Below are 18,311 nucleotides of genomic sequence, written 5' to 3' on the forward strand. Positions count from 1 at the left end.
GCCGTCGCTGGGATCAGTTGGCGATTGGCGCCGCGCCGATCTTGCCGCGCGGGGCGGCCTTGATGGTCGGGCCGGCATTGTCGACGGGCTTCGCCAGGGTGGTGGAGGTGCCACGGGTGCCGCGCGGCGTGTTGCCCTTCAGGCTCAGCAGATGCAGCCGGACGTAGGCGGTGGAGCCGCCGACCTTCACCGCCACCCAGTCGCTGTTGCGCACCCGGCCCAGCGTGGTCACCGCCTGACCCGCCCCAAGCGTGGCGATGACGCCCGAGCCGCCCGCCGGCTGGGCATAGGCCGGCGTCGGCTTGTCCACCTGCCACTCTCCATAGATCGGCTCAAGCCCGGTTCCGGTATCGGGCGCGGTCCGCACGGTCGGCGGATTGGGGGTCCGCTGGTACGGCATACAGCCGGGAACCATCAGCGTGGCCAGGGCCACCATCAAGGGAAGGGTACGCAGACGGCGGATCATCGCTCACCTTGAGATGGAACGGTGCTTTGCAGGAACGGGACGAACGGAGAGGGTAAACTGGTGGGTTGTGGACCTTCGGCGCGACCATACAGGAGGCAACCCCCTTTTCGCCACCGCAGCGCAGCCGGATTCGCTATGCGCTTTTTGAGGCGCACCTCCCGATCTTGAAGTATTATCTCAAATCCGATCTTTTTCGGCGCCGTTCCGCGCAGGAGTCCCAGGCCGCCCCGCGTATCTTGACCATCACGACGGCACCTTACGGGAGCATCCGGCCATGATCTCCTCCCTCGGCAGTTCCAACAGCACGGCGACGCTTCAGAAATTCTTCTCCAAGGCGGACGCCGACAGCGACTCGTCGCTGTCCAAGGACGAGTTGCTGGGCGCGCTCGGCGGCACCTCGGCCGCTTCCGACAGCGGGAAACTGTCGTCGGCCGTCGACGGCCTGATCGGCAGCCTGGACAGCGACAGCAACGGCTCGCTCAGCACGACCGAATTCAGTTCCTTCGCCAGCCAGTTCGACTATGGCAGCGGCAGCGCCCTGCTGGCGGCGCAGGAGCAGGCGAGCGCGATGCAGCAACAGTTCGCCCAGAACCTCTATTCCAGCCTGGACAGCGACAGCAGCGGCGGCATCAGCACCGACGAACTGACGTCCGTTTTGACCTCCGCCGGCCAGTCGAGCACCGATGCCGCGTCGCTGTTCAGCAGCCTCGACAGCGACGAGGACTGGTCGATTTCCCAGGACGAGTTGAGCAGCGCGCTGAAACAGACCGACGCCAACCGCCCGCCACCCCCGCCGCCACCCGCCAATGACACAGGCCCTTCCGTCGCTTCGGACAGCGGCAGCACGTCCTCGATCCCGTCCTCCAGTTCGGCATCCTCCAGTTCCGCGGCTTCAAGCTCGGCAGCCGGCGGCACGACCGGCTACGACCCGCTGGACACCAACAAGGACGGCTATGTGTCGGAACAGGAACGCATGGCCGCCTATGGCGGCATGCAGCAGCAGACGGGCGGCGTCACGTCCAACCGCCTCAGCGGCGACATGCTGCGGACATTGATGCAAGGCATCAACGAGGTTGCCGCGTAGCCTTGTGGGTTCGGATGCGCGGCACGGGGAAAGGCGGTCGGCGGGTGGCGCCGGCCGCCTTTTCTTTTGCCTAGCTTTCTCCGCCCGACTTTCTCCGAACGCCGTCAAACCGCCCGGCTGTGCCGTCCGGCCCCCTTGGACAGGTGGGTGTCGAAGCGGGCTGCAACGATGCGCATCAGCGGACGGGCGCTCTCCGGCACATCGATGTGCCGGCCGTCCACCACCGCGACGCCGTCGGCGACCAGATCGGCCATGCCCTCCAGCTCCGCATCGAAGGCGGACTCGGGCAAGCCGTGGGCACGGGCGATGGCGGCGGTGTCGACCGACAGGTCGCACATCAGCCGCATGATCAGGTCGCGCCGCACCTTGTCGTCCTGAGTCAGCGCGATGCCTTTGCCGGTGGGCAGGCGGCCCTCCTCGATGGCGGTGGCGTAATGGTCGAAGGGCACCGCGTTCTGCACATAGCCCTGCGGCAGGGCGCCGATGGAGGAGGAGCCGAAGCCCAGCAGAGTCTCGGCATCGTCGGTGGTGTAGCCCTGGAAGTTGCGGCCCAGCCGCCCTTCCTCCTGCTGCACCGCCAGCTCGTCGCCGGGGCGGGCGAAATGGTCGAGACCGATGGCGCTGTAGCCGGCGGCCGACAGCGTGTCGGCAATGGCGGCGAACTGCTCCCAGCGGCCGAGCGAACCGGCCAGAACCGACTCGTCGATCTTCTTCTGGTGGGTCTTCATCCACGGCACATGGGCGTAGCCGAAGACCGACAGCCGGTCGGGCGCCATCTCCAGCGCGATCTCGGCGGAGCGGGCGACGCTCTCGACCGACTGGTGCGGCAGGCCATACATCAGGTCAAGGTTGACGCTGGTGATGCCGGCATCCTTCAGCCAGGCCAGCGCCTGTTCGGTCACGGCGCGCGGCTGGACGCGGTTGATCGCCTGCTGCACCGTTTCGTCGAAATCCTGCACGCCCAGCGAGGCGCGGTTGACCCCGGCGCGGCCCATCGCAGCCGCCATCTCCGCCGTCAGGGTGCGGGGATCGATCTCCACCGCCAGTTCGGCATCGTCGGCGACGTCGAAGCGTTTGAGCAGCAGCGCGATCATCGCCTCGAAATCGTCGGGCGCCATCATGGTCGGGGTGCCGCCGCCGAAATGGATGTGGCGCACCGCCAGCCGGCCGGGAATGCGGTCGGCCACCATGGCGATCTCGCGCCGCATATGGTCGAGATACTCCGCAATCGGCTCGTAGCGGGCGACGATCTTGGTGTGGCAGCCGCAGTACCAGCACATCTTCTGGCAGAAGGGGACATGCAGGTAGAGCGATCCCGAGCGGGACGGCTCGATCGCCTCCAGCCAGCCACCATAGACGTCGCCGTTCACCTCTGGCGTGAAGTGCGGCGCGGTCGGGTAGCTGGTGTAACGCGGCACCCGCAGCCCGTCATACTTGGCGAGCAGCGCGGCGTCGACACCGTGGGCGACACCATGGGAATGGGACGGGTTGGCGGGGGCCGGCGAAACGGCCAGGGCGGTGATGGCGTTCATGAGCGACAGAGTGCCGCAGCCACCCCACCCCTGCCTTGATCCACGTCAAGATCGGAAAGAGCCGCCTTTTTGGCGGCTGCCGCTTCAGCGCTTCGCGGCGGCGGCGGCCAGACGCTGTTCCAGATGCTCGTGCAGCAGGTTCAGGTTCATCCGGTTGGCCTTGAAGGCGATGTCGAACACGGTGCCCAGCACCGGGACCGAGCCGCCCGCCCAGTCCAGCAGCACGTTGAAGACCATGCGGGCCACCAGCGTCTTCGGCAGGTCGAAGCGGGCGGCCTCCATGATGATGTAGGCGGAAACGAACGCCGTCACCGTGTCGCCGGCCACCGGAACCACGCTGGCGATGCCGTCCAGCCCGATGGGGATGCGGGTGAAGGGAATCCGCCAGCGGGTGTCCATCAGCCGGGTCAGGCGGCGAAGCCGCTCCAGCCGCTGGAAATCGATGGGGACCGAACCGCCTGTGGCGCCCGGCGGCGGCGCTTCGGCAACGGCGTGCCGGCGTGTGCGGATGGCGTCGATCATCGCATGTCCCCCCGATCAGGCGGTCCCGCGCCCGCAGCGCGACTCCCCGCAAGGGAAGAACCCACCGATCCCCCCTGCGGTTCCACCCTCCGGCCACAAAGTTCGCACACCCAGCAGACACCATGCCGGCCTGCCGCCTGCGGCGATCCTATGGGGCCATCCCGGTCCGGCGGATCTCAGCTTGCCCGGGCAACTTCCCGTGCCCGCGCACTGCCGGCGGCATGGAGCAGCGCATAGCCGGCCAGCGCCGAGGCGAGCGAGCCGGTCAGCACGCCCAGCCGCACCGCCACCGCATGATGCGGATCGGCGAAGGCCAGCGTCCCGATGAACAGGCTCATGGTGAAGCCGATGCCGGTCAGCACGGCGACGCCGTAGATCTGGCCCCAGCTGGCGCGGGCCGGCCGCTCGACCACGCCGGTCCGCACGGCGATCCACACCGCCAGGAAGACGCCTGCCTGCTTGCCCAGGAACAGGCCGAGCGCGATGCCCAGCGGCACCGGTTCCAGCAGGCTGGCAGGGGTGATGCCGTCGAGCGGCACGCCAGCATTGGCGAGCGCGAAGACCGGCATGATCAGGAAGGCCACCCACGGGTGCAGCGCATGCTCAAGACGATAGAGCGGCGCGTCCGGTGCCCGCTTGCCGGCACGGTTTTTGACCCGCAGGGGAATGGCGAAGGCCAGCACCACGCCGGCCAGCGTCGCGTGGATGCCCGATTTCAGCACGCACACCCACAGGACCAGCCCCAGCACCAGATAGGGCGTCAGCGACCGCACCCCTGCCCGGTTCAGCAGCCACAGACCGACCGCCGATGCCGCCGCCAGCCCCAGCGCCAGCGGGACCAGACCGTGGCTGTAGAAGATGGCGATGATCACGATGGCGCCCAGATCGTCCATGATCGCCAGCGCCAGCAGGAAGACGCGCAGGCTGCTGGGGACCCGGTTGCCCAGCAGGGCCAGCACGCCAAGCGCGAAGGCGATGTCGGTGGCGGCCGGGATCGCCCAGCCCTGCAGAGCACCCGGTTCGGCCTGGGCGAACAGGCAATAGACCAGCGCCGGCACCGCCATGCCGCCCAAAGCCGCAATGCCGGGCAGCATCGCCTTGGCCGGGCTCGACAGCTCGCCCTCCAGCACCTCGCGCTTGATCTCCAGCCCGACCAGCAGGAAGAAGATCGCCATCAGTCCGTCGTTGATCCACAGGATCAGCGGCTTGTCCAACCCGACGCCGCCGGCCGTCACCGCCACCTTCATCGCCAGGATCGCATCGTAGAGCGGGGCTGCCGGCGAGTTCGCCCAGATCAGGGCAAGCACCGCCGCAATCATCAGGACCACGCCGCTGGCGCTTTCGGTTTTCAGGAAGGTGGCGAGGCGTCTCAGCGTCATCGCGTCTCGTCTTTCCGCACAGTTGGCCGAAAGGAGTAAATGGCACCGCCGAGCTTCCGTTGGAAGGCACGAATGTCGAAAAATCCCTGCCTGGACGAGCGGCAGATCATCGCGGCGAATTGACGCGCCTGTGCATCTAAGTTGCTGCTGCCGCTCCGAATTCCGGTCTCGAATACTTGAGGTAAGCCGGGCTTATGTCTTTTGATCGCTGGCGATGCCTGAGGCCAGCCGACACAATTCGTCCAACAGCATCAGCAGAGCCGAAGGCCGGTCATCCCTTGGACGATCAGCCGCTAGGCTCTGGGCAAGGCCGGCAAACGGCCGCCCGTTCCGGAGGAAACGACCATGACCACGCTTTACTGCGCCTGCTGCGGCAGGCCATTCGTCCGCACGTCCGCCCGCGGCCCGGCACCCTTCTACTGCTCCCAGGATTGCCGGCTTCAGATGGCGATCCGCCGGCGCGCCTGGAGCGAGCGGACCGACAGCATCACAGCCACCCGACGGACCGTCGAGCGGCACGAGGTGGAGCACGCCGACCCGGCCCCTTTCGGCCGCATCCCCGGCACGGCGGCGGGACAGCGGACGGCAGCCTTCTGGAGATGAAACGCACGGTCGCGGGATCGGCGGCAAAAGGGCGGTAAGACGCCGGTAAAAGAACGGCAAGTTAGGGGAGCAGGCAGGCGGGAAAATGGAACTGGCCCCTTGCAGCGGGCCGAAGCCAACCTCATGTCGTCGCGGTCACGCTGGCGCCCCGCGGTGCCGGCGTGAAACCTGTCGGTTGCACCCATCTGGCCACCGCCACCCGATTGCCGCCATCTGACTGCCGGAGCCCCGCCCCTACATGCTCGAACTCCTCTCCGACCCGAATGTCTGGGCCAGCCTTCTGACGTTGACCGCGTTGGAGATCGTGCTGGGCATCGACAACATCATCTTCATCTCGATCATGGCGTCGAAGCTGCCCCCCGAGCGGCAGCACAGCGCGCGACGCGTCGGCCTGGCGCTGGCGCTGCTGACCCGCCTGGCGCTGCTGGCCTCCATCGCCTGGGTGGCGCAGCTGACTCAGCCGCTGTTTACCGTCGCCGGCTGGGATGTGTCGGGCCGCGACCTGATCCTGATCCTGGGCGGCCTGTTCCTGCTGGCCAAGGGCACGCTGGAGATCCACCACACCGTCGAAGGCCATGAGGAGGGCGGATCGGCGCCCAAGCACGCCACCTTCACCTCGGTGGTCATCCAGATCATGTTCCTGGACATCGTCTTCTCGCTCGACAGCGTCATCACCGCGGTCGGCATGTCCGACCATCTGCCGGTGATGGTCGCCGCCGTCGTCATCGCCATGGCGGTGATGCTGTTCGCCTCCGGCCCGGTCGGCGATTTCGTCAACCGTCACGTCACGGTGAAGATGCTGGCGCTGTCCTTCCTGCTGCTGGTCGGCGTGGCGCTGGTGGCGGACGGGTTCGGCTTCCACATCCCCAAGGGCTACCTGTACTTCGCCATCGCCTTCTCCACCCTGGTGGAGGCGCTGAACCTGCTGGCCCGGCGCAAGCGCAGCGTGGCGCACTGACGGAGAGAAGGGGGGCGCCGTCCGCGACGCCCCCTTCCCCCGTCACGCCTCGGCGCGTTCGGCCATCAGATGCTCGTAGGCGACCTTGAACAGGTCGCGGATCGACACGATGCCGACCGCGCGCTTGCCCTGGGTGATGGGCAGGTGCCGGTAATGCTTGTCATGCATCAGCTTCAGCGCGTCGACCGCGTCGGCGTCGGGCGGCAGGCTGTCGGGGTTGCGGGTCATCACCGCACCGACCTCCACCGACGACGGGTCGAGGTCCTTGGACAGCACCTTGTTGTTCAGGTCGCGCTCGGTGACGATGCCGATCAGGGCACCGTGGTCCACCACCAGCACCGCGCCGATGTTCTTGTCGGCCATCATCTTCGACACCGTGGCGACGGAGGTATCCTCCGGCACCAGGATCAGTTCCTGTGACTTCACGACGTCCGGAACCAGCTTGCGTTTCATCGACTCCCCCGGGATCTGGTTGTTGTGGACCAGACTGTAGCCAAAGCAAACGATCGGGGAGAACAACGGCATCGCAGCAAGTCCGGCGCCGATTGTCGCAGGCAGACCTTTCGAATACTTACGAACTTTTGCCCCTCATGACGCTTTGGGCGAGGCGAATGCCGCCCCAGCCGACGACTGTCGTCCGGCGATCACCATGCCCAGCGCCAGCAGCAGCGCGCCCAGCACCACCACGGCCGCAGCCCCCAGCAGCACGGCATTGAAGCTGCCGGTGCGGGTCACCGCCAGCCCGGCCGGCAACGGCCCGATGATCTGCCCCAGCCCATAGGCGGCGGTCAGCGCCCCGACCACCCGGGCCGATGCGCCGGCCGACAGCTGCCGCCCCAGCGCGAAAGCCTGGGAGACGATGCCGACGAAGGTACCGCCGAACAGCAGCGCGGAAATGACCGCCACCGTCGGCGATCCGGTCATCGGCAGCAGGATGGCGACGGCCTGGGTCAGGTGCGCCAGGATCAGCGACCACCAGTTGTTCGACCGGCGGGCGACCGCGGCCCAGAACACCCCGGCGCCCATCGCCCCCAGCCCGGCCACCATCCAGGCGGCCTCGCCGACCGCGGCGGTGCCGGGATCGGTCTTCAGGATCGACACCAGGAAGGTGGCCGACACGATGTAACCACCGCCTTCCAGGAAATAGGCGAGCGTCAGCAGCAGGAGCGGCGCCGACAGTCCTCCCCGCCGCGCCGGACCGGCATCCCCCGCCGTCCCGGCCGTGGCGGTATGCGGCTGCGGCGGCGGGTCGCGCACCCAAAGGCCGGGCATCAGCCCAAGCACCGCGCAGATCGCCCCCAGGGCCAGCCAGTCGCCGGCCCAGCCCAGCCGGTCGCCGAACAGCGCGACGAACAGGCCCGACGACGCGATGCCGAGCCCCACCCCGGTGTAGAGCCAGCCGGCGAAGCGTTCGCCGCCCCGCCGCGTCAGCGTGTCCAGCACCATGGCGATGCCCAGGATGAAGATGCCGGCGCTCGACACTCCCGACAGGAAGCGCAGGACCAGCCAGACCGGCATCGCCTGCCCGGCATTGCCCAACTCCAGCCCCATCGCCGCGGTGGTGGCGACGCTGACCAGCAGCGACAGCCGGTATACCGCCGTCCGCGTGGCGCCGTGCGGCACAAGCCCGGCGCCCAGCGCGCCGACGAAATAGCCCAGATAGTTCAGAGAGGCGAGCAGCCCCGCCCCGTCGGCCCGCAGCCCGGTGGCCTCCTGCATCGCCGGCAGGATCGGGGTGAAGGCAAACCGCGCGACACCCATTGCGATAGCAAGCCCGATCAGGCCGCCAACCAGCACCCGCACCATGATCCACGCCCTCTCGTTTTTTCGGCCGGCTCCTTTGACCGGGAACTGTTCGACAGAACGAACCGTCCGGCGGACCGATTGATTTGGCTTCCATCATGGCCGCGGCCCCGCCCTCATTTCCAATGAATTGTTCTGATGATAAGCTCCACTTTCAGTGATGGGTGCCATGCACGGGAAGTGGAAGGAGGCCTCGCGATGGATCTGGCCGGTTTGCGGGTGGTGAAGGCGGTCGCCGACACCGGAAGCGTCAGCCGGGCGGCGGAGGCGCTGAACTGCGTGCAGTCCAACGTCACCGCGCGGATCAAGCGGCTCGAGGAAGATTTGGGCGTCGACCTGTTCCTCCGCCTCAGCCGCGGGATGGAGCCGACGCCGGCCGGACGGGTGCTCAGCGGCTATGCCGACCGGGTGCTGCGGCTGGTCGCCCAGGCCCGCGACGCGGTGGCGGAAGCGGCCGGGCGCGGCGGCCGGCTGGCGGTGGGCAGCATGGAATCGACTGCCGCGGTGCGGCTGCCGCCGGTCCTGGCCCGCTTCCACCGCGACCATCCCGACGTGGAGCTGACCATCACCCCCGGCCCGACCGAGACGCTGCTGGCAGACGTGCTGGCCGGACGGCTGGACGGCGCCTTCGTCGGCGGCGAGGTGGCCCACCCCGACCTGATCGCCCGGCGCATCTTCGACGAGGAGCTGGTGCTGGCCGAGCCGGCCGCCGGGCTGACCACCGAGTCCGCGCGCCGCACCCTGATCGCCTTCGGCCGGGCCTGCGCCTATCGCGGCCGGGCGGAGATGGCGATGCGCGAGGCCGGGCGCGTGCCCTTCCGGGTCATGGAGTTCGGGGCGCTGGACGCCATCCTGGGCTGCGTCGGCGCCGGCATGGGGGTGACGGTCATCCCGCGCGCCGTCGTCGAGCGCACCCCCTGGCGCGACCTGCTGGCGGCCCGGCCGCTGCCCGACGCGCTGGCCCGCATGCCGACCCAGTTCGTGCGGCGTGCCGACGCCATCGAAACCGCCAGCCTGCGCGCCTTCCTGGAGGCGTTCTCGCAAGCTCCCGACCCGGCCATCGCCGTGAATGGTGCCATGCAGGGTGCGACAGGGTCGCCCACATCACGCGCAGGGTTGAACGGCTCGTCTGCGGCGTGCTAGGCAGGCGCGGGTTGGCCATCCGGCCCTGTGCCATGCGCGTGCCCTATTCCTGGGAAACGGCTCCGACCGGCCCCGAAGGGCGATAGCGGGACCACGGACGCGCGGCTGGCACCGCGGGCCGGAACAGCGGAGAAGAGATCATGCCCTACGTCGTCACCGACGGCTGCATCAAGTGCAAGTACACCGACTGCGTCGAAGTCTGCCCCGTGGATTGCTTCTACGAGGGTGAGAACATGCTGGTCATCCATCCGGACGAGTGCATCGACTGCGGCGTGTGCGAGCCGGAATGCCCGGCCGAGGCGATCGTCCCCGACACCGACGACCGCGCGACCAAGTGGCTGGAGATGAACCGCGACTATTCCGGCCAGTGGCCGAACATCACCCGCAAGAAGGACGCGCCGGCCGACGCCGACGAGTTCAAGGGTGTGGACGGCAAGTTCGAGAAGTATTTCTCCCCGAAGGCGGGCTGAGACCGACTGACGATGCGGCCCGCCCCCCGATCCGAGTAGGATTTTTCGAGTCGGGCCGCATCAACCGATTGCACCCATCGATGTTGCTATGCAAAATCGACGGGGCGGCCATGGCCGGGCGATGGACGATTTCCGCCCGGTTGATTGCGCGTTCCCTTTGTAACTCGGGCGTAACATCGCTATAATGCGCGCCCGGAGCCGGCCTCCGCGCCATTGCCGGTTTTCCCATCGTTCCAGGACCTGTGGCTTTTGTGATCGTCGTGGATGGGTCCCATCCCCACGGCGCCATAATCGTCCGGGGTCCTTTTTCGTCCCTTCCACCGGGGCGGCAAAATGGCGTGATCGCGAGAAGTGAGAGCCAATCCACATGTCGAACAAGCTTGACTTCGAAGCCGGTGACTTCGTCGTTTATCCGGCTCATGGCGTCGGTCGGGTCGAAGGGATCGAGACCCACAGCATTGCCGGACTCGAGGTTCAACTCTACGCGATCACGTTCGAGAAAGAGCGCATGACGCTCAAGGTTCCGGTTACCAAGGCCCGCAACGCCGGCCTGCGCCGCCTGTCCTCCAAGGACAGGATCAAGGTCGCGCTGGAGACTCTGCAGGGCCGTTCGCGCGTCCGGCGCACCATGTGGAGCCGCCGCGCCCAGGAGTATGAGGCCAAGATCAACTCCGGCGATCCGGTGTCCATCGCCGAGGTGGTGCGCGACCTGTACCGCGGTGCCGACCAGTCCGACCAGTCCTACAGCGAGCGCCAGATCTACCAGGCCGCCCTGGAGCGTCTGGCCCGCGAGCTGGCGGCCGTCGAGAAGATTGACGAGACCAAGGCGACGGAGCGTCTGGAATCGGTGCTGTCCAAGGCCGCCTGATTCCAGGTCCCGGTTTCCGGGCTCCTCATATACGTCCGTGACACGAACGGGCGCGCGGCTGCTACGTCACGCCGCGCGCCCGTCTCGTTTTTCGCCTTTGTTTCCACGGCATGACACGCCTAAACTCCGGCCGCCTTCCGGCGGACAGCGTCGGAGCGACTTCGCGAACGACGTCGAAGGGAATCGAGTTTGGGTCTGCCGCCGCGCCTTGGTCCTCCCAACCGCCGGACCAACCGACCTGCCGGCCCCAGCGCCGGCGCCATTGTCGGTGCCCTGGAGGATGACAGCCGTTTCGCGTCGCTCGGCCGGCCGCGCCGGGTCTGGGCCATCGGCGCCATCCACGCACAGCCGGACCGGCTGGATCTGATCCATCAGGCCATCGGCCAGCGCTTCCGCCCCGGCGACCGGCTGGTCTATCTCGGCAACATGATCGGCTTCGGCGAGCAGGTGGTGGAAACCATCGACCGGCTGCTTGCCTTCCGCATCGCCCTGCTGGCAATGCCGGGCATGATCGCGTCCGACATCGTCTATCTGCGTGGCCAGCAGGAAGAGATGTGGCAGAAGTTGCTGCAACTCCATTTCGCTCCCGATCCGCGCACCGTGCTGGACTGGATGCTGCGCCAGGGCGTCGCGCCGACGCTGGCGGCCTATGGCGGTCATCTCGATGCCGGCAGGGCGGCGGCACGCGGCGGGGCGGTGATGCTGGGCCGCTGGACGCGTGAACTGCGGCAGGCGGTGGCCGCGAGGCCCGGTCATGAGCAGCTGTTCAATGCGCTGCGCCGCGCCGCCTATACCGGTGGCCCGGCATCGCAGGGCGGGGCCGCGGATGACGGATCCTCTGACGGGCTTTCGGAGGATGCTGGGGACGGCGAGGGCTGGACCGGCAGCAGCCGCGGCGGCGGAAGCCTGCTGCTGGTCAATTCCGGCATCGACCCCCGCCGCCCGCTGACCGGCCAGGGCGACGCCTTCTGGTGGGGCAGCGCCGGTTTCGCCCGGCTGGAGCAGCCCTATGGTGGTTTCAGCCGTCTGGTGCGCGGCTACGACCCCAACTGGATGCCGGAAAGCCCCGGCGTCGGTGTCGGACCGGCGACGGTGACGCTCGACGGCGGCTGCGGTCGCGGTGGCTACCTCGTCTGCGCCTGCTTCGATTCTTTCGGTGAGATGCTGGACCTTTTCCAGGCGTGACCCAACCTCAGGTTCTGCCGAATCGCTCCGCCCGACTGTAAGTTCGCGCAATACCAGTGAAGAGTTTCCGCTTTCCGCCCCTCGCCGGCCACCCGTGAACGGGTCGCCGGAAGAATTCCTTTGGCTCTCCGGTGATCCGCTCCCCCTACACCTGCGTATGATTCCGCAACAGGGCGCGCTCATGCTTGTTGTCTTAACCCGACGGCATCTACCGGCGGCAGGCGGCAAAGCGGTGAAGACCCGATAGTACGGGGATATGCGAAGGAACACGATGCCGCCCAGACGGGAAGGAAGGGACGGATGGCATACATCGACGATCCGGAGACTCAGCGTGCAAATCTGAGCTTCATCAAGGCATCCATGCGCGAGCCGTTGCTGTCGCGCGACCACGAATTCGACCTTGCCCGAAAATGGCGCGAGGGCAACGACGAACGCGCCCTGCATCAGCTGGTCCGGGCATACACCCGTCTGGTGGTGGCCACCGCATCGCGTTTCCGCAATTACGGCCTGCCGATGGGCGATCTCGTCCAAGAAGGCAATGTCGGCCTGATGCAGGCAGCCAGCCGCTTCGAACCCGACCGCGAGGTGCGTTTCTCCACCTACGCCGCCTGGTGGATCCGTTCGGCCATGCAGGACTACATCCTGCGCAACTGGTCGATCGTGCGGACCGGCACCACCGCCGCGCAGAAATCCCTGTTCTTCAACCTGCGCCGGCTGCGCGCCAAGATCGACAGCGCCACCCAGAACGGCAGCGGCGCCCCCCTGACCAGGGAAGGCCGCGAGTGGATAGCCGGCGAACTGAAGGTCGAGGTGTCCGAGGTCGAGGCGATGGAGATGCGCCTGTCCGGTTCCGACCAGTCGCTCAACACCCCGGTGGCCGACGGCTCCGACGACGACTGGCAGGATTTCCTGGCCGACCAGCGCCCCTCGCCCGAGGATGTGGTGATCGGCATGCGCGACGCCAGCACGCGGTCGCAATGGCTGGCGGAGGCTCTGGGCGAACTGAGCCCGCGCGAACGCACCATCATCCGCGAACGCCGCCTGCGCGAGGAAGGCGCCACGCTGGAGGAACTCGGCCGGGAGCTGGGCGTCAGCAAGGAGCGCGTGCGCCAGTTGGAGCACCGGGCGCTGCTGAAACTGCGGCAGTCGATGCTGAAGCGGGTCGAGGATTCTGACGACCTGCTGGCGGAGGCGTGAGAAAGAGCCCTCCCCCCTGAAAGGAGAGGGCCCGTTTCACATCATCAATGCCGGAAATGCCGCATTCCGGTCAGCACCATCGCCAGCCCCTTCTCGTCCGCGGCGGCGATCACGTCGTTGTCGCGGATCGAGCCGCCCGGCTGGATCACCGCCGTCACCCCCGCTTCCGCCGCGGCCAGCAGGCCGTCGGCGAAGGGGAAGAAGGCGTCCGACGCAACCACCGAGCCCTTGGTCAGCGGCTCCGACAGGCCGGCGGCCTTGGCAGCTTCGGCCGACTTGATGGCGGCAATGCGGGCGCTATCGACCCGGCTCATCTGGCCGGCACCGACGCCCACCGTGGCGCCGTTCTTGGCATAGACGATGGCGTTGGACTTGACGTGCTTGGCGACGCGGAAGGCGAACAGCAGGTCGGCCAGCTCCTGTTCGGTCGGCGCGCGCTTGGTGACGACCTTCAACTCGGCCGGGTTAACGCGGCCGCTGTCGCGGTTCTGCAGCAGGAAGCCGCCCGACAGCTGCTTGATCATCATGCCGGGCTCGGCCGGGTTCGGCACGTCCTTGGTCAGCAGCACGCGCAGGTTCTTCTTGGTCGCCAGCAGCGCGCGGGCGGCCTCGTCGGCGTCGGGGGCGATCACCACCTCGGCGAACAGCTTGGAGATCTCCTCGGCCGTCCCGGCGTCCAGGCTGCGGTTGACGGCGATGATGCCGCCGAAGGCGCTGACCGGATCGCACAGCAGGGCCGACTTGTAGGCCTCCAGCAGGTTCGACCCTTGCGCCACGCCGCAGGGGTTGGCGTGCTTGATGATGGCGACGGCCGGCTGCTCGAACTCCGCCACCAGCTCGAAAGCGGCGTCGGTGTCGTTCAGGTTGTTGTAGGACAGCTCCTTGCCCTGCAACTGCACGGCGGTGGCGACGCCCGGACGCTTCTCGCCGGTGACGTAGAAGGCCGCCTGCTGGTGCGGGTTCTCGCCATAGCGCAGGGTCTGCGCCAGCGAGCCCGACAGGGTGGTGCGCGGCGGGAAGGTCTCGCCCAACTGGCCGGCCAGCCAGGTGGAGATGGCGGCATCGTAGGCGGCGGTGCGGGCATAGGCGCGCTGGGCCAGCTTGCGGCGCAGGGCCAGCGTGACGCAGCCGTCATGGGTCGCCAGCTCGTCCATCACCGCCTCATAGTCGGACGGCTCGGTGACGATGGCGACGAAGTCGTGGTTCTTGGCGGCGGCGCGGATCATCGCCGGCCCGCCGATGTCGATGTTCTCGACGCAGTCGGCGTAGGCGGCACCCTTGGCGACCGTCGCCTCGAACGGGTAGAGGTTCACCACCACCAGATCGATGCCGGGGATGTCGTGCTGCGCCATCGCGTCGGCATGGATGTCGCGGCGGGCCAGGATGCCGCCATGGACGCGCGGGTGCAGGGTCTTGACGCGGCCGTCCATGATCTCCGGGAAGCCGGTGTGGTCGGAGACCTCCTTGACCGGCACGCCGGCCTCGGCCAGACGCTGGGCCGAACCGCCGGTCGACAGGATCTCGACGCCGCGGGCGGCGAGTGCCTTGCCCAGTTCCACCAGACCGGCCTTGTCGGACACGGAAATCAGGGCGCGGGCGATGCGGACCTTGTCGGGAGCGGGGGCATGGTTGGCTTTGGGCGGGCTCATGGCGTCATCCTGATCGCTGCGGGAATTGCATAAGGCCGCAGGCAACCGGGGAGACCCGGACAAGCACGGAAGAAGAAAAGCACGGACGACCACGGAAATGCCGCTCAGCTGCGCTTATCCCCGCCCACCCGGCCAATGCTGGCCCGGACGGACATGGATAAGCACGGCGTGAAGAGTCCCGTGGTCGTCCGTGCCCCAAAATCCCGTGTTCATCCGTGTTTCCACACCCCTCCCGAAGGGAATAGGCCCGGCCACCGCGGATGGGCGCGATTTACGCCGCCTTGCGCTCGCGGCGCAAGGCCCATTTCACCGTCAGCCCTTCGGGTCCGCATTGTCCCTGCATCATGATCTGCCGGGTGCGGCGGGGCTCCTCCCCGCTGCCGAGATAGACGCTCTCCGCCACCTCCAGCACGGCGCCGGTCACCCGCATGCGCCAAGCATTGCCGCTGGGAAGGCGCAGCAACACCTGATCGTTGCCGCCATTGCCCTGCGCCTGGACGGGAACGACCTGGACGTTGGGGTGCAGGTGGAAGCGGATGGCGTAGGGCTGCGGCTGCGGGGTAGCGCCGATCACCGGTTCCAGCGTGTCCTCGCCGCGCAGATCCTCGCCATTGTCGGCCAGATAGACGCGACGGCGGTGCAGCAGGCCGAAGCCCTTGCTGTAGCCGTTGTGGGTGGCCACCACCAGCATGGCCCCGTCCGATTCCTGGCGTTCGCAGCTGACATGCGTCGGCCGGCGGCCGAGCCCGCCCTTCTCCAGCACCTCCGACGAGTTGGTGTCGGCGACCGCCATCGTCGAGTGGGCGGAGGTGCCGGCCAGCGCTGCGCGCCAGGGGCCGCGCTGGGACGGGTGGCTGCCGCAATTGACGATCAGCCGCTCCTTGTTGACGGAAACCTCCATCGACAGGGTGCCGGCATGGGCGGTGCGGTCCAGCCCAACCGGCGGCGGCGCGCCGGTGTCGAGCAGCACCAGCGTGCGCCCGGCGAGCAGACGCTCGAAGCCGGTGTGCGGCGCGCTCTTCAGCGGACGGCCGCGGGCATCGGCCTGGGCCAGCACCGTGTCGATCAGCGCCGGCTCCTCCTCCCGCCCACCGTTGAACAGGGCGAGACTGCCATCGACATGGCGGAAGAAGCGCAGGGCCGGCGTCATGCGGTCGATGGCATGCTGGAGGGTTTCCGGCACCTCCTCCTTCGCGACGCGCAGGACGGCGCGCATGTCGATCAGATCGCGCAGCACCCGCATCTGGATCGACGGGTTGCGCTCGACATGGCCGCCATCGGGCAGGATCTGGCGCGGTAGTTCCTTGTCGAGCAGGCGCAACGCCTCCCGTGCCGCCTTGTCCTGGTCGGGCAGGCAATAGCCGCCATAGAGCAGACCCTTGATCGCACCGATCAGCCGCTCGCCGTCCAGCTTGGCCGGCGCCACCCGCAGCAGATGGCGCAGCTGGCGGGCCATGCTCTCGAACACCCGGGCGCGGAACTCGTCGTCGGCGGATGCGCAGTAGAAATCATGCAGGCCGATCCAACTGGACAGCCGCATGCCCAGCACGTCGGGCGCCCAGCTCTGCGAATGCCAGCCGCCGTTCTGGTCCAGCCAGGACCACACCAGCACCCGCGCCCGGCGCCGCGCGGTGTCGCCGCCGACCGCGCGCAGGTCGCGCAGCCATTCGAAGCCGTGGGCGGCGCGCAGCCAGCCGGGGCTGACGCCCTGGGGCCGCCAGTTGGGCACGCCGTTGGGGTCGACCATGACCGGCTGGCCGGCGAAGCTCATCCGGCCGGCCAGCATGGCATTGCCGTTGTCGGTATCGCCCGGCCAGGGATCGGGCGGGATCACCGCCAGCGCGCCCGGCGCCTTGCCGCCCAGCATCAGGGCGTAGAGGGGGTTCCCATAGGCAAGGCGCGCCATGCCGCTGCGAAACCGTCCGTTCCCGTCGCCCATCTGCGCCGACTCCTTCAGGACCGCAAGCGGCGTCGGCAGCCGGCGGAGGGTGATGATGCGGTGCGGGAGAACGCGGACGGAAGCATGGCTCGTGTCGTATCAATTCGCCGCCCGCACCGCAAGACGGGGCTGGGATTTATCCCGCGGTGCGGACCGCACAAGGCTTCAGTCCGGGCGCCGGCGCAGGCGCGCCACGAAAAAGCCGTCGATCCCGCCGAGATCGGCCAGCATGCCCGGCAGGCTGCGGACCTCCCCCGCCTCGTTGATCAGCTCCGACAGGCCGCCGAGCTCGTCGGCGGTCACAGGCCAACGCTCCACCCGCTTGTCCTGTTCCAGCAGACGGGCGACCTGCGCCTCCCCCTCTTCCGGCTGGATCGAGCAGGTGCAGTAGATCAGCGTGCCGCCGGGCTTCACCAGCTCGACCGAGCGGGCGAGCAGCCGCGACTGGGCGCGGGCCAGCTTGGCGATGTCGTCGGGCGTCTTGACCCGCAGGATGTCGGGATGGCGCCGGATCGCACCCGTGGCCGAGCAGGGCGCGTCGAGCAGCACGGCGTCGGCCGGCTCCTCCGGCTCCCAGCTGGTGGCGTCGGCGGCCAGCACATCGGCCTCAAGGCGCAGGCGCTTCAGATTCTCCGTCACCCGCTCCAGCCGGCGGGCCGAGCGGTCGATGGCGGTGACCTGCGCGCCCCGCACCACCAGCTGCGCCGTCTTGCCGCCGGGGGCGGCGCACAGGTCGAACACCCGTTTGCCCGCCAGATCGCCGAACAGCTTGGCCGGCAGCGAGGCGGCGAGATCCTGGATCCACCATTCCCCATCCTCGAAGCCCGGAAGCTCGGTCACCGACCCGCCGGTCGGACGGCGCAGCGATCCGGTCGGCAGCAGGGTGGCGCCCAGCCGCTCCGCCCAGCCCTCCGGATCGGACTTCACCGTGATGTCGAGCGGCGCCTCGTGCAGGTGCGCCTCGACGATGCCGCGGGTGCGGGCGGTGCCGTAGGCGGAGCGCCAGGACAGCCACAGCCAGTCCGGCGTGTTCAGCCGCCCGGCATCCTGCCGCGCCGCCATCTCCGCCCCCTCGCGCCCGATGCGGCGCAGCACGGCGTTGATCAGCCCCTTGTAGGGGGCGGCGTTGCGCGCTGCCGCCAGTTCCACCGCGGTGTCGACGGCGGCGTGGGCGGGGGTGTTCAGGAACACCAGCTGCGCCGTGCCCAGCCGCAGCATGTCGTGGATGGCCGCCTTGGGCAGGCCCGGCTTGGCGAGGCTGGCCTGGATCATCTCGTCGATCTGGCCCAGACGGCGCAGGACGGTGGCGACCAGCAGGCGGACGAAGCCGCGGTCGCGCGGCTGCAACGCCGCCAGTTCGGGATGCGCGTCGAACGCGTCGTCGAAGGGGACGGACTTGCGCAGCACGTCGCGCAGCAAGTCGAGCGCAACGCCGCGGGCGGCGAGGGAAGTGTCGGTCATGTGTATGGATCTAGCGCGCCGGACGGCCAGTGTCGATACGGGATACCCAGCG

17 protein-coding genes are annotated in these 18,311 nt (G+C 68.4%); 8 read left to right on the forward strand and 9 right to left on the reverse strand.

Going from position 1 to position 18,311, the window contains the following annotated elements; genetic code table 11:
* Positions 1-13: 13 nt before the first annotated feature.
* Positions 14-466, reverse strand: coding sequence for an SH3 domain-containing protein (locus ABNQ39_RS10895; RefSeq protein ID WP_098738909.1), 453 nt, complete (start codon positions 464-466; stop codon positions 14-16).
* Positions 467-740: 274 nt separating this feature from the next.
* On the opposite strand from ABNQ39_RS10895, the gene ABNQ39_RS10900 reads away from it, so the two are divergent.
* A complete protein-coding gene (locus ABNQ39_RS10900) occupies positions 741-1,550 on the forward strand; it encodes an EF-hand domain-containing protein (RefSeq protein ID WP_376957638.1) in 810 nt (269 codons plus the stop codon).
* A 104-nt stretch (positions 1,551-1,654) separates the two neighbouring features.
* Here ABNQ39_RS10900 and hemN read toward each other — a convergent pair whose 3' ends face one another.
* The 3 genes from hemN to nhaA all read right to left on the reverse strand — a co-directional run bounded on the left by hemN (position 1,655) and on the right by nhaA (position 4,983).
* Positions 1,655-3,082 (reverse strand): oxygen-independent coproporphyrinogen III oxidase, encoded by a 1,428-nt coding sequence (gene hemN, locus ABNQ39_RS10905; RefSeq protein ID WP_376957639.1) that lies wholly within the window; start codon positions 3,080-3,082, stop codon positions 1,655-1,657.
* A gap of 84 nt (positions 3,083-3,166) precedes the next feature.
* Entirely contained in the window at positions 3,167-3,604 is a 438-nt protein-coding gene (locus ABNQ39_RS10910; RefSeq protein WP_376957640.1) for a DUF4112 domain-containing protein, read from the reverse strand.
* Between the two features lie 176 nt (positions 3,605-3,780).
* On the reverse strand, positions 3,781-4,983 hold the full coding sequence (gene nhaA, locus ABNQ39_RS10915) for a Na+/H+ antiporter NhaA (RefSeq protein WP_376957641.1): 1,203 nt from the start codon (positions 4,981-4,983) through the stop codon (positions 3,781-3,783).
* Between the two features lie 345 nt (positions 4,984-5,328).
* On the opposite strand from nhaA, the gene ABNQ39_RS10920 reads away from it, so the two are divergent.
* Together ABNQ39_RS10920 and ABNQ39_RS10925 are read left to right on the forward strand one after the other, a co-directional pair.
* Entirely contained in the window at positions 5,329-5,586 is a 258-nt protein-coding gene (locus ABNQ39_RS10920) for a hypothetical protein (protein ID WP_109448486.1), read from the forward strand.
* A 238-nt stretch (positions 5,587-5,824) separates the two neighbouring features.
* Positions 5,825-6,544 carry a TerC family protein gene (locus tag ABNQ39_RS10925; protein WP_376957642.1) on the forward strand — a complete coding sequence of 240 codons (720 nt, stop codon included), beginning with the start codon at positions 5,825-5,827 and terminating at the stop codon, positions 6,542-6,544.
* Between the two features lie 42 nt (positions 6,545-6,586).
* Here the strand turns inward: ABNQ39_RS10925 and ABNQ39_RS10930 are convergent, their stop codons facing one another.
* Positions 6,587-6,997, reverse strand: a complete 411-nt coding sequence (locus ABNQ39_RS10930; RefSeq protein WP_109048118.1) for a CBS domain-containing protein — start codon at positions 6,995-6,997, stop codon at positions 6,587-6,589.
* Positions 6,998-7,132: 135 nt separating this feature from the next.
* Entirely contained in the window at positions 7,133-8,350 is a 1,218-nt protein-coding gene (locus ABNQ39_RS10935; RefSeq protein ID WP_376957643.1) for a YbfB/YjiJ family MFS transporter, read from the reverse strand.
* A 195-nt stretch (positions 8,351-8,545) separates the two neighbouring features.
* Here ABNQ39_RS10935 and ABNQ39_RS10940 point away from each other — a divergent pair, with 195 nt between their 5' ends.
* From ABNQ39_RS10940 to ABNQ39_RS10960, 5 genes are all read left to right on the forward strand, one after another.
* A complete protein-coding gene (locus ABNQ39_RS10940) occupies positions 8,546-9,490 on the forward strand; it encodes a LysR family transcriptional regulator (RefSeq protein ID WP_376957644.1) in 945 nt (314 codons plus the stop codon).
* Positions 9,491-9,630: 140 nt separating this feature from the next.
* Positions 9,631-9,960 carry a ferredoxin FdxA gene (fdxA, locus tag ABNQ39_RS10945; protein ID WP_098738899.1) on the forward strand — a complete coding sequence of 110 codons (330 nt, stop codon included), beginning with the start codon at positions 9,631-9,633 and terminating at the stop codon, positions 9,958-9,960.
* Positions 9,961-10,327: 367 nt separating this feature from the next.
* On the forward strand, positions 10,328-10,828 hold the full coding sequence (locus tag ABNQ39_RS10950) for a CarD family transcriptional regulator (RefSeq protein ID WP_014248912.1): 501 nt from the start codon (positions 10,328-10,330) through the stop codon (positions 10,826-10,828).
* Between the two features lie 189 nt (positions 10,829-11,017).
* Positions 11,018-12,013: a hypothetical protein gene (locus ABNQ39_RS10955; protein WP_376957645.1), complete on the forward strand. Its 996-nt coding sequence runs from the start codon at positions 11,018-11,020 to the stop codon at positions 12,011-12,013.
* Positions 12,014-12,313: 300 nt separating this feature from the next.
* Positions 12,314-13,210 (forward strand): RNA polymerase factor sigma-32, encoded by an 897-nt coding sequence (locus ABNQ39_RS10960; RefSeq protein ID WP_109048123.1) that lies wholly within the window; start codon positions 12,314-12,316, stop codon positions 13,208-13,210.
* Between the two features lie 44 nt (positions 13,211-13,254).
* On the opposite strand, the gene purH is transcribed toward ABNQ39_RS10960, so the two are convergent.
* The 3 genes from purH to ABNQ39_RS10975 all read right to left on the reverse strand — a co-directional run bounded on the left by purH (position 13,255) and on the right by ABNQ39_RS10975 (position 18,259).
* On the reverse strand, positions 13,255-14,859 hold the full coding sequence (purH, locus tag ABNQ39_RS10965) for a bifunctional phosphoribosylaminoimidazolecarboxamide formyltransferase/IMP cyclohydrolase (protein ID WP_376957646.1): 1,605 nt from the start codon (positions 14,857-14,859) through the stop codon (positions 13,255-13,257).
* A gap of 271 nt (positions 14,860-15,130) precedes the next feature.
* On the reverse strand, positions 15,131-16,798 hold the full coding sequence (locus ABNQ39_RS10970) for a heparinase II/III family protein (RefSeq protein ID WP_376957647.1): 1,668 nt from the start codon (positions 16,796-16,798) through the stop codon (positions 15,131-15,133).
* Positions 16,799-16,963: 165 nt separating this feature from the next.
* Positions 16,964-18,259, reverse strand: coding sequence for an RsmB/NOP family class I SAM-dependent RNA methyltransferase (locus ABNQ39_RS10975; protein ID WP_376957648.1), 1,296 nt, complete (start codon positions 18,257-18,259; stop codon positions 16,964-16,966).
* Positions 18,260-18,311 lie beyond the last annotated feature (52 nt).

Origin of the sequence: Azospirillum sp. A26 (assembly GCF_042604635.1) — a bacterium.
GTDB classification, from domain to species: domain Bacteria; phylum Pseudomonadota; class Alphaproteobacteria; order Azospirillales; family Azospirillaceae; genus Azospirillum; species Azospirillum palustre.

Bases quoted from the DNA above. Each gene is read 5' to 3' on its own strand.
- ABNQ39_RS10910 (WP_376957640.1), bottom strand. From the start codon at position 3,604: ATGATCGACGCCATCCGCACACGCCGGCACGCCGTTGCCGAAGCGCCG.
- ABNQ39_RS10960 (WP_109048123.1), top strand. From the start codon at position 12,314: ATGGCATACATCGACGATCCGGAGACTCAGCGTGCAAATCTGAGCTTC.
- ABNQ39_RS10900 (WP_376957638.1), top strand. From the start codon at position 741: ATGATCTCCTCCCTCGGCAGTTCCAACAGCACGGCGACGCTTCAGAAA.
- nhaA (WP_376957641.1), bottom strand. From the start codon at position 4,983: ATGACGCTGAGACGCCTCGCCACCTTCCTGAAAACCGAAAGCGCCAGC.
- ABNQ39_RS10895 (WP_098738909.1), bottom strand. From the start codon at position 466: ATGATCCGCCGTCTGCGTACCCTTCCCTTGATGGTGGCCCTGGCCACG.
- ABNQ39_RS10970 (WP_376957647.1), bottom strand. From the start codon at position 16,798: ATGGGCGACGGGAACGGACGGTTTCGCAGCGGCATGGCGCGCCTTGCC.
- ABNQ39_RS10935 (WP_376957643.1), bottom strand. From the start codon at position 8,350: ATGGTGCGGGTGCTGGTTGGCGGCCTGATCGGGCTTGCTATCGCAATG.
- hemN (WP_376957639.1), bottom strand. From the start codon at position 3,082: ATGAACGCCATCACCGCCCTGGCCGTTTCGCCGGCCCCCGCCAACCCG.
- purH (WP_376957646.1), bottom strand. From the start codon at position 14,859: ATGAGCCCGCCCAAAGCCAACCATGCCCCCGCTCCCGACAAGGTCCGC.
- ABNQ39_RS10950 (WP_014248912.1), top strand. From the start codon at position 10,328: ATGTCGAACAAGCTTGACTTCGAAGCCGGTGACTTCGTCGTTTATCCG.
- fdxA (WP_098738899.1), top strand. From the start codon at position 9,631: ATGCCCTACGTCGTCACCGACGGCTGCATCAAGTGCAAGTACACCGAC.
- ABNQ39_RS10925 (WP_376957642.1), top strand. From the start codon at position 5,825: ATGCTCGAACTCCTCTCCGACCCGAATGTCTGGGCCAGCCTTCTGACG.
- ABNQ39_RS10930 (WP_109048118.1), bottom strand. From the start codon at position 6,997: ATGAAACGCAAGCTGGTTCCGGACGTCGTGAAGTCACAGGAACTGATC.
- ABNQ39_RS10920 (WP_109448486.1), top strand. From the start codon at position 5,329: ATGACCACGCTTTACTGCGCCTGCTGCGGCAGGCCATTCGTCCGCACG.
- ABNQ39_RS10940 (WP_376957644.1), top strand. From the start codon at position 8,546: ATGGATCTGGCCGGTTTGCGGGTGGTGAAGGCGGTCGCCGACACCGGA.
- ABNQ39_RS10975 (WP_376957648.1), bottom strand. From the start codon at position 18,259: ATGACCGACACTTCCCTCGCCGCCCGCGGCGTTGCGCTCGACTTGCTG.